Raw genomic sequence first — 13,501 nt, 5'->3', positions numbered from 1 at the left:
TCCTCATCTGAGGAGGGGAATTTGTTGTGCTTACGGCATTGGTTTTAGGCCTTCCCATTTTACCTTCCATTCCTTTGGAATGCCGGGAGTGGCTTCTTTGCTGCCGTCGTAGCCGGCGCACATGAGGGCTACTGCGGCTAGCAGGCCGCCGTTGCCAGGCAGGTAAATGCGCAGGCGGTCATCCTGGAAATTGTGTCCGTTGGGCAGGTAAGTGTTGGTGCGGATGGGCATGAGCAGCGCGTCCACGGCTTTATCGGGCAGGCCGAGGCGGGTGGCGGTCATGGAAGTCATCGGGAAGTCCCAGCCCCAGGTGTGGTTCCAGGTCCAGTCTTTCCACACCAGATCAAAGGTGCGGCGCATGGTGGCCACGTCCTGCTGGCCGGTGGTGGGCATCATGCCCAGCGCGCCGAGCACCGAGGGGTGGTCGGTCTTGTACTCGGGGTTGGTGTAGGAGTCGGGGGCGCTTTCGGCAGCCAGGTACACGCCGTTGGCTTGGGGTAGCTTGGAGAGCTTCTGCAGCACCTGGTCCCACTTCTCATTGCGCGGCAGGCCGGCGCGCTTGCGCCACTCCTGGGCTGTGTTCAAAGCCCAGTTCCAGTATACCAGCTCGTAAGTCGGGTTAAAGGTTTCTTCGGCCTTGAAACGTTCCTGCGCCGGAATCAGGCCTTTGCCCAGGATGTAGCGGTCCTTATCCTTTTCGTAGAAGGGGTACGAGGCCATGAAATCGGCCGTAGCAAACACCAGATCCTGGTACTTCTTCTGCACAGCGGCGGAGTTGCTTCGGTCGCGGCGCACCAGTTCAGCCATGTGGATAAAGTGCGGCTGCTGCCAGATCAGGAAAGCGCCTACCGACGAAGGCGCTTCGCGGCCCTGGTTGTCGGTCATCTTCTGCCACCGCACACCCTCGAAGCCCTGCCGCTGCGCAATGGCCTTGGCACCTGCAATGATTTCGGGCCGAAGGTACCAATCCAGACTTTTTTCCAGCAGCTCGGTGCGGCCCCACAGGCCGTAGTGCATGGCGTGCCACCAGTGCATTTCGAGGTGCGGCTTGCCAAACCAGCTGTTGTAAGTCAGGCCGGTTTCCTGCGGTGGGTACTGGCCCGTTTCCTGGCTCCGTATCAGGTACTGCGACAGGATCATCCGGCGCTCCAGCTCCTTGGCGCGCGGGTCCTGGGTTCCCCCAAAGTCAATGGCGCCACCGCTCTGCCAAAAGGCTTTCCAGCGCGCCTGACTGTTCTTTTGTACATCGGCAAAAGCGGGTACCGCTCCCTTCTTCTCCTGCGAGAAACGGGTGCTGGCTTCCAGCACCTCCTGTTTGCCGCTCGGCGTCAGCACAAACTCGTGGGCCTGACCGGCTGCGAGCTTGGCATCGTCGTTCCAGCCAAAGGAGACGAAGTACTGGTCGTTGTCGAGGCGGTGCGAGACGACGGCACCGCGCCCCTGCTGCTGCTCGATCTTGGAGGTATGCTTGTCAGCATCCTTGTAGTTTACGCCGACATCGTCCCACTGCGCCGTAGGGAAAGGAAAGCGCAGGGCCAGCTGCAGGCGCTTGGCCTTCACCAGCGGCGACTTCACCTGCACGGCTACAAGGTCTTCGTCCTGGTGACCCACCGTGAGCACATCCACCGGCGTGCCTTCGAGGGTGAAGTGGCTGCGGATTTCGCCGGTCCAGGGGTTTAGCTCCTGTCGGATATCGCGCAGGTCTTTGATCGTGGCCCGCGAGCCGTCTTTCTTCAGCAGCACAAAGCCCAGGTTGCCGAGCTGCAGACGGTGCGGATTGGCACGCAAGAACTCCACGGCGCCCTTGTTGCGTTCAGGAGCTTTTACCTGCACGGTGTAAGGGATTTTGCGGCCGTTCAGGTCGTACTGGCGCTGAGCCTCCTCCACCTTGTAGTTCTCCTTGTTGGGGAAGCTGTGCCAGCCCCATTCCGATTGCGTACCCAGCGGTACTCCTTTCTGGTAATACTCGGGGAAGCTTTGCAGCCCGGTTACGTCCACGGTCATGGCAAAAGCGCCATTGCCCACGTTCAGCGAAGCCAGCGAATCGGTGCGGGTATTGACGACTTTGTGCCGCTCCACCACGGCCTGGCGGTTGATGGCCTGGGCCAGCGCTTCGGCGGTGGGCAGCGTGGCGGCTCCGAGGCCGAACAGCGAAAGAAACAGGAGGCGGGAAATACGCATGGTTGGTGGGGAAGATTTCGGGTGGCAGATCGATTTGGCTCGGCTGACAGCTTGGACAGCAGGTTACCGACGATTCAGCGTCACGCTCATCAGCCCGATGACCACGTCATTGGCCAAGGCGCGAACCGTGAGGCTCTTGAGTTTCTTCTGCGGATCGAGCGGCAGGTCCAGCACGGTAGCGGCGCCGCCCTCAATGACGCGGTTGCTGTAGCCTTTGATACTGGTGTACTGATCGAAAGAGCGGGTAATGAGACCAGTTTTGAGGTGCACGCGGAACGGTTTGGGCGCTCCGGTCTGGAAGGCGAAGCCATCGTCCAAGTAATCCTGTTCGATGGGCCACCACGAGTCGGGGTTGCGCAGCGGCAGCGTGGCGGTGCTGCCGTCAGTGTACTGCACTACTACTTCCCCGTTCACTAGTTGGCTTTGCATGGGATTGGTAGAGCCGGCCATGAGCAGGTAGGCGTGCGAGGCCTTGCCCTTCAGCGGCACAGTAGCGGCGTTGGGGTAGTTGTCCCATTGCGAAACGAATAGAATGTTCTTTGCCCCAGCCGCGCTGGGTGTGCGTAGTGGCACGCCGACTGGCAGAATGATTTCGTTTTTCGCTCCGGCAATTTGTCGTAGGCCAGTGTCGTCAATTTTGGCATCGATCAGCGGGTAGCACCAGTTGCCGATACCCTGCGTGGGCAGTTGCAGCGTGGGCCCCACCGGCCGCGGCGAGACATACTTGTTCTTCTGGAAAATGTTGGTGACTTGGTCGTTGAAGTGGCGGGCGAGGTCCAGCCGCTCCCACTTGGCAGCGGGGTCGGCGGGTTTGGTCCAGGTAATGACGTCCACCGGCGTGGAGGTTGCCTTTACGCCGTACGTCAGCCAGAGCGTGTTGCGGCCGGGCACCAGCGCCGCGGCCGGAATGGTCAGAACCTCCGAGCTGGTGGCGCCGGGCGCCAGGCGAAAGGTGGCTACCGGCTGCATACCGCGGCCGAGAATTCCTCCGTCTTTCATGCCAAGCGGGTCGTTCACGTAGGGCCGCACCCGCAGCTGCAGGCTGCCGTCGGGCTGCTCAGCGTACTCCACTATTTCCAGGGGCGGCTTCACGGCCAGCCGCAGTGGCTCCCACCACGTCAGCTCTCCTTGCTGCAGCTGCGCGAAGGCTGTGCGGCTGCCCTTTTCGCCCGCTACCTGCGCCGTCAGTTCACTGCCGCTGGTGCGCACGTCTTTCAGCACTTGCTGCGGGTCGAACACTTTCACGATGCTGGCGTGCGGAAACCGCGCCGTGAAGGCGGCTCCGCTTGCATAGGCCGCTTCTGTTGCGGCGGCATCCGGCGCGTCGCCCTGCCAGCGGATATCCACCACGTAGCGCGCAGCGGGTCCGCTGCTGATTTCGATGGTGGGCCGCCCTACGGCATCGGCTACGTTTTTCCACTGCACTGGGCTCCCATTCACCGATACCTCCTCCACGCGCACTGCCCGGGCAGGCACCAGCAGGCGCAAGGGCAACGGCTGCGCCAGGCGGGAGCTTATGATGTACGTATCGCGGGAGCCGTCCCGCTTGAAGTCAAAGGAGACATCCGAAACGGTGAGCGAGGCGTGGTTCCAGGCGGACGGCAGCCCGGGGCGAACCAGCAATGTGCCCATCAAAGCATCGGGCCGGATGCCGAACAAGCCTTCCACCAGCGTGCGGGCCGCTACGCCGATGGGGTCAGCGAAGTCGCGGTACAGCTCGCCGCGGTGGGCATCGTAGAACGAGACCTGCTGGAAATTGCCAGGACTGGAGCCCAGGTACATGCTTTCGAGCAGGGCGCTTTTCCAGAGCTTGAAGGCCTCTTCGCTGCGGCCGGCTTGCCACTGGGCCAGCGTGGTGTGCAGCACCTCGGCCATGGCCACGTTATTTATGGACCAGTCGTAGGGCTGCCAATTCGTGGTAGAGAGCAGGTAGTAGCCTTCGTCGGGCAGGCCGGCGGCGCGCACCGGAATGCGCGGCAGCTCCGTTTCCACGTAGCGCAAGGCTTGATAGGCCTGAAAGGCATCGGGCACTTCCGAGTCGAGGGCGTGGTAGATGGTCCAGAGGCCGGCGGCAGGGTGCAGTTGCTTCTGGCCCAGCGCATCCTGATACTCGGCGTACCAGCCTTTGGCGGGCATCCACAGGCGGGAGTTCAGCGCCTGCTTGATTTTGGTAGCCTCCTGGCGGTACGGCTCGGGGTTTTGGCCGATGCGGGCGGCCAGCTCACCGGCCATCTGGTTGGCCAGGTAGTTATAGGCCGAAGAATGCGTCACGCCACCGCCGCTGTACTGCAGCGCGTCACTGGCCCAGATGGCGGCGTAAGCATCGTAAAGCCCGTCGCCGTCGGGGTCGAAGTTGCGCTTTTCCCACGCGAGGTGGCGCGACAGCACCGGCCACATTTCGTGCACGAAGGCCAGGTCACCGGTCCAGCGCAGGTGGCGCAGCAGCTCGTCGATGAACACCAGGTTCATGTCGTAGTGGTGCGGGCGGAAGTCGCCGCCGGGGTTGCGGCTGATATAGCCCTCGGAGTACACGCTGGTGCCCAGCTTTTCCTGCGAGCGGGCCAGGTTCAGGGCCGTGTCCATCACCACCGGCCCGATTTCGGGCTGCGCCAGCTGCGACTGCGCGTAGGCCCGGAAGTGGGTGCGGGCGCGGTCGTGCCAGCCGAGCGGGTCGGCGGCATAGGGGCCACGCCAGCCGTTGAGGCGCATGCGCCAGGCCACCGCGCCGTGCATGTAGGACGGTGCTTCCCAGATGGCATCGGCGGCCACACTCAGCGCGCCGCCCAGGGTGTTGAGGTACGGATCGGGAGTAATGACCTTCACCCGGCTGGCCAGCTGCTGCCGGGCAGCTTCGGCCTGCGTGAAGGCCTTGGGTAAATCGGCGTAGCGCAGTGCGGTCGGCTTTGCTGTCCCGTCTGGTTTCTGCAAGGCAAAGTACAGCGCCTCACCCACTTTGACCTCTACCCTACCAGCCACTGCGGGGGCTGCGGCCGCAGTGGCAGCCCATAGCTGCTGCGGCGACTCCTGCTGCGTAGCATCGGTTACGCGCAGGGTGCTCTTCGTCGGCCCCACTCCCACCAGATGCTTGCGGGCTGAGCCGTCTTTCGGTTCGGGGCCGTAACGCAGGGTAAAGCTGTTCGCACTGATATCAATAGTGTTGCCCTGGCAGTTTTCAGGCTTGAGGTAAAAGTTGGATTCCGGGTCAGCACCGATGTCGCCGTCACGGCTGAACTTCTTGCCCGTCACACCACCGAAAGCCCACACGAGGCTCACCTGCCCAGGCGCTACGTTCTGAAGCTCCGCTTTCACCACGGCGCCTTCCGCATCGGCCATGGCTAGCACCGTCAGCAATAGGCGGCCTTGTGGGCCCAGCAGCGGATCTTGAATGGTGTAGAGCATGGCGCCGGGCCGGTAGCGGGCCTCGATGCTGCTGGCCTGCGTCAGCCACTTGCTTTGCCCGCTGGCCACGAGGCCGAACTTCAGGTTGCCACCCATGCCGGGCAGGTACAGCGCAAACTCAGGCAAGTCGCCGGCTTCTACGCGGAAGGCGGTATTGGTGCCGTACAGCGCGCGGGTAAAGCGCCGGTTGCCGTTCTGGATGACGAAGTCTTCGCCATCGGGCTGGTAGCGCACGGTGCGGGGCTGATTGTGCCAGAGCGACGGCTCCGGTGCCGTCTGCCCCAGCGAAGTCAGGCTCAGCAGGCAGCCCGCCCAGAGCAAGACCAGCCGGTGGGCTGAGCGGCGCCAAGCGCTGCCCGGTGCTGCGCAGGCAAGCAGTAAGTTGTTTTCGGCCAAAATCTGGGTGGGATTAGGTGGTCGGAGAAAGCAAAGAAGCCCGGTTTTCGCCGGCTGTGCACGACGAAAAACCGGGCTTCCTAAGTAAAGCTAAACGGGTGCGGCTAGTAGCCGGGGTTCTGCTCGTAGAGGCCCGGCGTGGCGCTCAGCTCGCTTTGCGGCACGGCGTAGATGATGTGGTTGGGCCCGATGTTGCGCGTGATTTTGTTGGCGTTGTCTTCGCGGGCGCTCCAGGCATTCACCACGTTCAATACCTGCCCCGAGCGCACCAGATCGTGCCAGCGCAGGCCTTCGCCCAAGAACTCGCGGCGCCGTTCTTCCAGCAGCTGCGCGGCCGTCACGCCGGTGAGCACCGGGATGCCGGCGCGGGTGCGCACCTGGTTCACGATGGTCAGGGCTTCGGCGGGGTTGCCCACGCCGCCGCGCAAGATGGCTTCGGCTTTCATCATCAGGATGTCGGTGTAGCGCATCACGATGAAGTTGATGGGCCAGTCGGAGTCGCCGGTGCCGCGACCGGCGGCGCTGACCCACTTTTTCAGCAGCGGGCGGGTGTCGCTCACGCCGGCGTGGGTGAAGCCCACCTGAATGTTGAAGGCGCGGCGGGCGTCGTTGGCGGCGTAGGAAGCCAGCATGTCCTGCGACACGGGCTTGGTTTCGATGCCGCGCGAGCCAAATGGAATGCCCAGCGAGGTGAAGTACGTATCGGGAACGAAAATACCGGGATACGTGGCGCCCAGGCCCACGATGTACTGCACATCAAACACCACCTCGGGGTTGTTTTCGTTGGTGTAAGAGAAGATGTTGCCGTAAGCCGTGGTAGCGGTGCCGGTGTTGGTGGCGAAGGTGTAGCGGTTGCTGGCAATTACCTCGTTGAGCAGCGTCAGCGCCTGCTGGTACTCGTTCAGACCCAGGCCCGGCCCCTCGATGCCGTAAGTGGGGCCCGAGCGCGTGAGGTGCACCAGCGCCAGCAGGCCCTTAGCGGCGCCCGATGTCGCGCGGCCCACGTTGACGCCGGTATACGTGACCGGCAGGTTTTCCTTGGCGTAGGTCAGGTCGCTCATGATGAGCGTGTACACATCGGCCACGGCGCTACGGCCCACTTGCGCTACTTCCTGCGGAATCATGGCCCGCTCGATTATCGGCACTTTGCCGAAGGTGCGCACCAGATCAAAGTAGTGGAAGGCGCGTAGAAACTTGGCCTCGGCCTCGTAGCGCTGGCGGGTGGTTTCGCCCAGCACCGTGCCGTTCTTGGCCAGCTGATCCAGCAGGGTGTTGGCCCGGAAGATGGCGCTGTAATCCTGAGCCCAGGCATCGGACATGTAATTGCTGACCGACAGCGTGGTGTGGTAGTTGTTGATCGGGTCCCAGTCGCGCACGCCCTGGCCGCTCACGCCGTAGATGTTGTCGGAGCGCAGTTCGGAGAGGATGAGTGCCCGGTTGGGGTAGCCGCGCAGCTGGCTGTACACGGCCGTGAGGGCCTGCTCAAAATCCTGCGCCGTTTGGTAGAAATCCGGTACCGAGCCGTTGGAGATGGGCGTCTGGTTCAGGTCCTTTTCGCAGCCGCCAAGCGAGAGCATGCACGCAGCGGCCAGCAGCAGATATATCTTTTTCATGGGAATTGTCGGGAGGTGACAGGTGACAGCAATGAGGTGATGAAAGAAAGGTTGGGGTCAGGCGACATTCACCGTGTTACCCGTCGCCTCATCACGTGTTACCCAATTAGAAATTCACGTTCAGGCCCAGGATCAACGACTTGGCTAGCGGCAGTCCGCCGTAGTCCACGCCGGAGGTGAAGCTGCTGCCCGAGTCGGTGTTCACCGCGTCGGGGTTGAAGCCGCCGTAGTACTTGTCGCGGCCCAACCAGTTCTCGGCCGTCACGTAGATGCGGGCGCCCTGCGCAATGCGCTTGCTCAAGACGCGGCCCAGGTCGTAGCCGAGCGTGATGTTGCGCACGCGCCAGTAGTCGGAGGAGTACAGCCAATCGGTGTTTTTGATGAAGCCGAACTTGGCGTTGGCTTTGCCTTTCACGCCGTTGCCGGGCTCGGCTTCGGAGCGCCACCGGTCACGTACGTGGCCCAGGGCGTTTTCCTGGTAGCCCACCGAGGTACGGTCGATGGCGCGGCCCAGCAGCGAGTAGATATGGCCGCCGTTCTGCCCCTGTACCAGGAAGCTCAGGTCGAAGCCTTTGTACTTGAAGGTGTTGGTCACGCCCCAGGTGTACTTGGGATTCGGCTGACCCACGATGACGCGGTCGTTGGTATCGATCTTGCCGTCGCCGTTGGCATCCAGGTACATTGGGTCGCCGGCGGTCTGGTTGCCGAAGAGGGGTGCCCCGCCGTCGATATCAGCCTGCGACAGGATGCCGATCTGGCGCACCACGTAGATGCTGTACATCGGCTGCCCCACCTGCAGAATGGTGTTGGCGGCGGCGTTGTCGAAAGAGCCTACTACTTCAATGGGCGCGTCGCCGGGGCCGAGGTGCTTTACCTCGTTCTGGTTGTGGGAGAAGTTGAGGTTGGTGGTCCAGCCGAAGGCGTTGTTCAGGTTGTGCGAGGTCAGTTCCACTTCCCAGCCGCGGTTCTGCACCTCCCCGATGTTCACGAGGTTGTTGCCGAAGCCGGCCGCCGTGTTGATGGGCACGTTCAGCAGCAGGTCTTTGCTGGTTTTGGTGTAGTAGTCAAACGAACCGTAGATGCGGTTCTTGACCAGGCCCACATCCACCCCGAAGTCGATGGTCTGGTTACGCTCCCACCTGAGCAGCGGGTTATCCACGCGGTTGGGCGCCTGGCCCGAAGCCTGGGCCCCGCCGAAGGTGTAGTTGAAGAAACCCAGCGTGGCAATGCTGCTGTAGTCGCCGATGGCGTTGTTGCCCGACATACCGAAGCTGGCGCGCAGTTTCAGGTCGCTCAGGTGCGGAATGCTCTGCATGAAGTTCTCCTGCGAGATGCGCCAGCCTACCGAAGCAGCCGGGAAGACGCCCCACTGCGTTTCGCGACCGAAGCGCGACGAACCGTCGCGACGGATGCTGCTCGAGAGCAGGTACTTGCCCATGTAGTTGTACTGCAAGCGGCCGAAGTACGAGATGAGCACGCTCTTGCTCTCGGTGGTGTTGTTGGCGCCGGTGCCGTTGATGTTGGTGGCGGCATTCAGCGTGGTCACCGTGTTGTTGATGAAGCCGCCGGTAGCTCCCAGGCGCACGTTGTCCAGCTTGGCGGTGGTGTAGGAGTAACCAGCCAGGCCGGTCAGCTCGTGGCGGTCGGCAATGGTCTTGCTGTAGGTCAGCGTGTTCTCGTTCACGAACGTCTGCCGGCGAAAACCGCTGTACGAGCCCGAAGCCTGCGAAGTAGGCAGCGTGCGAGCCCGCGGCGTGTACGACTTAGCCGTTACGTCGTTGTTGTCCAGGTTGAGCGTGGAGCGGAAGCGCAGGTCCTTGATCAGCTCCAGCTCGGCATACAGCGTGCTCAGCGTGCGAAACGACCGGGATTCGCCGATGGCCGTTTCCAGCACGCGCACCGGGCTGGTCGTCGATACGCCCCAGCGGTACGGCTCGTTTTTGCCGTACGACGTGGATACGCCCGCCGTGTCTTCCACCACCGGCGTCATCGACACGAGCTGGTGCAGGCGGTTGTCTTTGCCTTCGATGCCCGGGTCGCGTGACACGGAGTAGGAAGGCGTCATGTTCAGGCCGAAGCGCAGCTTGTTGTTGGCCTTTACTTCCACGTTGGCGCGGGCCGAGTAGCGCTTGTAGCCCAGCCCGATCATCATGCCCTCCTGGTCGGTGTAGTTGCCCGATACGTAGTAGTTCACGTTGTCGGTGGCGCCGCTGGCGGCTATCTGGTAGCTCTGGGTGCGGCCCGTGCGGAAGGCTTCGTCCTGCCAGTCCACGTATTGCAGGCCGGGGTGGCCCGGAATCAGCCACCGGTCGTCAATCATGAGGGTGTTGTTGATGGCCGTGGGCGCAAGGCCCAGGATGGCGCGGCGCTGGGCCGAGGTCTGCGAGGGAGTGCGGTTAGGTCCCGAGGCCACCCAGTTGGCGTTGATCATTTCGATGGCGCGCTCCGTCCACTCCTCGCCGCTGAGCATATCCAACTTTTTGGCTGCCTGCGAAATGCCTACGTAGGTATTAAAGGAAATCTGGGGCTTGCCCGTCTTGCCGCGCTTGGTGTTGATGATAACGACCCCGTTGGCCGCGCGCGAACCGTAGATGGCGGCCGCCGCGGCATCCTTCAGCACCTGAATCGATTCGATGTCGTTGGGGTTGATGTTGTCCAGCGGGCTGCCGTTGGCAAAGCGGGCGCCGCCGTTTGGGCTGGGGTTGTCGAGCGGAAAGCCGTCGATAACGTAGAGCGGCTCGTTGCCGGCCGAGATAGAGCCCGCGCCGCGCACCTGCACGCTAAACGCACGGCCTGGTACGCCGGTGGTTTGCTTTACCTGCACGCCGGCCATCTGCCCCACCAGCGCCTGGTCTACGCGAGCCAGCGGCCGCTCCTCCAGCCGCGAGGCATCGAAGGTGGCAATGGCGCCCGTTACATCGGCTTTCTTCTGCGTGCCGTAGCCCACCACCACTACTTCTTCCAGCGCCTTGGTGTCTTCCAGCAAGGTGACATTGAACGCCTCCACCCCGCTGAACTTCCGCTCCACCGTCACATACCCCACGAAGCTGAACACCAGCGTGCCCGAGGTTTCGGGTACGCTTAGCGCGAAGGAGCCATCTACACCGGTGGTGATGCCGCGCGTGGTGCCTTTCAGCGCCACGGTTACGCCGGGCAAGCCCTCACCTTTGTTGGAAACCACCTTGCCCGTCAGCTGCCATTCGGCGGGGCTGATTACTGTCGCTTGCGCAGGGAGCGGCATCATACCCGGCGCAGCCAGCAGCAGCAGCGACAGGGCTGCTTTGGGCTGAACCCGTTGCCATCCGTAGATTTTTTTCATGGCGTATGGAGAGAAGTTGAGTGGGAAGACAGTAGGTGTTCGATTCGGTAGCCAAACTATTCCTCTCCCAAGCCGAAACTGTCCTGTAGACTACTGTTTGCCAACCAGCCCATTACTTTTTTATGAAGCTTACGCCGGCTATTCGGCACCAAACTAGCGCTGCAACCAAGACTTCGGCCGGTTAGGCCAGACCCTGCGGCACGTTAAAACATCGTTAAAAACAAATTTTTCAAACTCTCCTGCTGCCTGAACAGGAGAGTACCCTAGGGAGCCATGCGCCAAGTGCCCGAACATTGAGAAAACAACGCTTTTCCGGCCCTTCTCCATGAAAAATCTGCTTTGGCTTGCCGGCTTGCTCTTGCTGCTGGCCGCCACTCCTCGCCCCGCCCAGCGCCCCACCCTGTACCTCATCGGCGACTCCACCGTGCGCAACGGCAGCGGACAGGGCTCCGACCGCATGTGGGGCTGGGGCTCCTTCCTCGCGCAGCATTTCGACACCACCCGAATCCGCATCAGCAACCAGGCCATCGGCGGGCGCAGCTCCCGCACCTTCCGCACCGAGCGCCGCTGGGAGAAAGTACTAAGCACCCTGCAGCCCGGCGACTTCGTCCTTATACAATTTGGCCACAACGACGGCGGCCCACTAGCCGACACGCTCCGCGCCCGCGGCTCCATCAAAGGCATCGGCGAGGAGGCGCAGGAGATTTATAATCCCATCACCAAAAAGCAGGAAGTGGTGCGCAGCTACGGCTGGTACCTGCGCCAGTACATCCGCGAAGCCCGCGCCAAAGGTGCCACGCCCATCGTTGCATCATTGGTACCGCGCAACAAGTGGCAGGACGGCCGCATCCAGCGCAACACCGCTGATTACGCCGGCTGGGCCGAGCAAGTAGCCAAAGCCGAAAACGTACCGTTCATCGACCTGAATGAGCTAGTGGCCAAGCAGTACGACGCCATTGGCGACGAGCAGAAGCTCAAAGCCGCTTACTTCGTGGAAGACCACACGCACACCAACGAAGCCGGTGCCAAGCTGAACGCCGCCACCGTGGCTCAGGCTATCAAAGCCCAGAAGAAGCTCCCGCTGCGCAAGTACCTGCGGTAGCATGGCCTGAAGCAGTATCTGCAGGCGCTACAGTTTACATTCTAGAACGTCATGTCGAGCTTGCCGAGACATCTCGCGTGCTAATGTCCGAGCGTAATGTTCTTATACAGGAGTTACTATCCGGCAAGATGTCTTAGCAACGCTCGACATGACGTTCTGCAGGAAATAAGTTGAGTTACCTACCGCGGAGGCCGGCTTTGCTAACTCACGCATGGTACTGCCCACCACAAACAAAGAAGGTCAGCCCGGTTGGCTGACCTCTTTTGCTTCACTCACCAGGGGTGTTCGGAGCAGGGTATTCGTAAGTTCAATCAGTGCTGCGCCACCATGGATTCGGCAGGCGCCGCAGTCGTTAGGCTGGCTTCGGTGCGGGCGGGCTCCGTGGTCTTGGCTTCGGCCGGCGCCTGGGAGCCGAGGTAGTTGCCGTAGCCGACGATAACGGTGGACAGTACAACCGCCAGAATACCGACGGACACGGTACGCATGGTGAGGCGATTGGCACCGCGCCATTCGTGCAGGTACAGGCCCCACAGCGAGCTGAAGGTGATGATAAAGGCCATGTGCAGCGTCCAGCCCGAGAAGCGGTAGTCGCCCAGTTTGGTGTCGCCCATGCCGTAGAAGAAGAACTGCAGGTACCACGTGAGGCCGGCCAGGGCGCAGAACAGCACGTTACGCAGGATGGGGGCCGATACGTTGGCGTAGTCGGAGAAGGTCTTGTTCTTGTAGTTCAGGTACAGGCACCACACACCGTTGGTAGTAAGACCGCCCAGCAGGATTACCACCAGAATGGCGTTGTTCTGGTACAGCGGATCAGCCCCGTGCTGCACGGCTAGTTCGGCGATGTTCTGCCCGGCCGTCAGGCCAAAGGAAAAGCACGAGCTCATGATGCCCGAAAACACGGCTACCATCACGCCTTTGCGCAGGTCGAATTCGGCAATGGTCGCCTTCTTTTCCTCCGCCGAAAGCGACTTCTCCTTCATCATGCCGGCCAGGCCACAGATCAGGATACCTACCACGCACACCACTAGTCCAATCAAAATGGAGCGACCCGAAGGCGAGCTGACCAACTGCCCGAACTCATTGTTCCAGATGGGTGGCACCACCGTGCCGAACACGGCGCACAAGCCCAGCGTGACGGCCATGCCCAACGACAAGCCTAGGTAGCGCATGGCCAGCCCGAAGGTGAGCCCGCCGAAGCCCCAGAGCACGCCCCAGATGTACACCCAGAACAGGTCGGCGCTCTTGGCCTCGCTCAGTACGCCGAAGATGTTGGGCACGGTAAGGGCGCCGAGCACAATCGGCGAAATCAGCCACGACACGATGCCGCCCACGAGCCAGTAGCTTTCCCAGGCCCAGCCCTGCACCTTCTTGTAGGGCAAATAGAAGCTACCCGAGGCGAAGCCTCCGAGCGCATGCAGAATTACTCCCCAGATAACAGCCATATGAAGCGAGGTGGTTTTAGGCAAATCTGTTCTTTACTACACGCCAAAC

Annotated in this window: 6 protein-coding genes; 1 reads left to right on the top strand and 5 read right to left on the bottom strand. The window is 61.9% G+C overall.

The annotated features are described in order from the left end of the window. Positions 1-30 precede the first annotated feature (30 nt). The 4 genes from AC5FXY_RS20220 to AC5FXY_RS20205 form a co-directional block, all read right to left on the bottom strand. Positions 31-2,181: a hypothetical protein gene (locus AC5FXY_RS20220; protein ID WP_493558537.1), complete on the bottom strand. Its 2,151-nt coding sequence runs from the start codon at positions 2,179-2,181 to the stop codon at positions 31-33. A 63-nt stretch (positions 2,182-2,244) separates the two neighbouring features. After that, positions 2,245-5,976 (bottom strand): DUF4450 domain-containing protein, encoded by a 3,732-nt coding sequence (locus AC5FXY_RS20215; protein ID WP_493558536.1) that lies wholly within the window; start codon positions 5,974-5,976, stop codon positions 2,245-2,247. Between the two features lie 104 nt (positions 5,977-6,080). After that, the gene (locus tag AC5FXY_RS20210) at positions 6,081-7,589 is read right to left on the bottom strand and encodes a RagB/SusD family nutrient uptake outer membrane protein (protein WP_493558535.1); all 1,509 of its coding nucleotides are present in this window, start codon (positions 7,587-7,589) and stop codon (positions 6,081-6,083) included. Positions 7,590-7,695: 106 nt separating this feature from the next. Continuing rightward, complete coding sequence (locus AC5FXY_RS20205) at positions 7,696-10,908, bottom strand: SusC/RagA family TonB-linked outer membrane protein (RefSeq protein WP_493558534.1); 3,213 nt, start codon at positions 10,906-10,908, stop codon at positions 7,696-7,698. A gap of 325 nt (positions 10,909-11,233) precedes the next feature. On the opposite strand from AC5FXY_RS20205, the gene AC5FXY_RS20200 reads away from it, so the two are divergent. Then, positions 11,234-12,010, top strand: a complete 777-nt coding sequence (locus AC5FXY_RS20200; protein ID WP_493558533.1) for a rhamnogalacturonan acetylesterase — start codon at positions 11,234-11,236, stop codon at positions 12,008-12,010. A 311-nt stretch (positions 12,011-12,321) separates the two neighbouring features. On the opposite strand, the gene rhaT is transcribed toward AC5FXY_RS20200, so the two are convergent. Further along, complete coding sequence (gene rhaT, locus AC5FXY_RS20195) at positions 12,322-13,452, bottom strand: L-rhamnose/proton symporter RhaT (protein ID WP_493558532.1); 1,131 nt, start codon at positions 13,450-13,452, stop codon at positions 12,322-12,324. Positions 13,453-13,501 lie beyond the last annotated feature (49 nt).

The organism is Hymenobacter sp. FMD4, assembly GCF_058932745.1.
This window is presented reverse-complemented; position numbering and strand designations above follow the sequence as displayed.

What these genes read in the sequence shown, in the direction of transcription:
- AC5FXY_RS20220 (WP_493558537.1), bottom strand. Translation starts at nt 2,181, where the DNA reads ATGCGTATTTCCCGCCTCCTGTTTCTTTCGCTGTTCGGCCTCGGAGCC.
- AC5FXY_RS20210 (WP_493558535.1), bottom strand. Translation starts at nt 7,589, where the DNA reads ATGAAAAAGATATATCTGCTGCTGGCCGCTGCGTGCATGCTCTCGCTT.
- AC5FXY_RS20205 (WP_493558534.1), bottom strand. Translation starts at nt 10,908, where the DNA reads ATGAAAAAAATCTACGGATGGCAACGGGTTCAGCCCAAAGCAGCCCTG.
- AC5FXY_RS20200 (WP_493558533.1), top strand. Translation starts at nt 11,234, where the DNA reads ATGAAAAATCTGCTTTGGCTTGCCGGCTTGCTCTTGCTGCTGGCCGCC.
- rhaT (WP_493558532.1), bottom strand. Translation starts at nt 13,452, where the DNA reads ATGGCTGTTATCTGGGGAGTAATTCTGCATGCGCTCGGAGGCTTCGCC.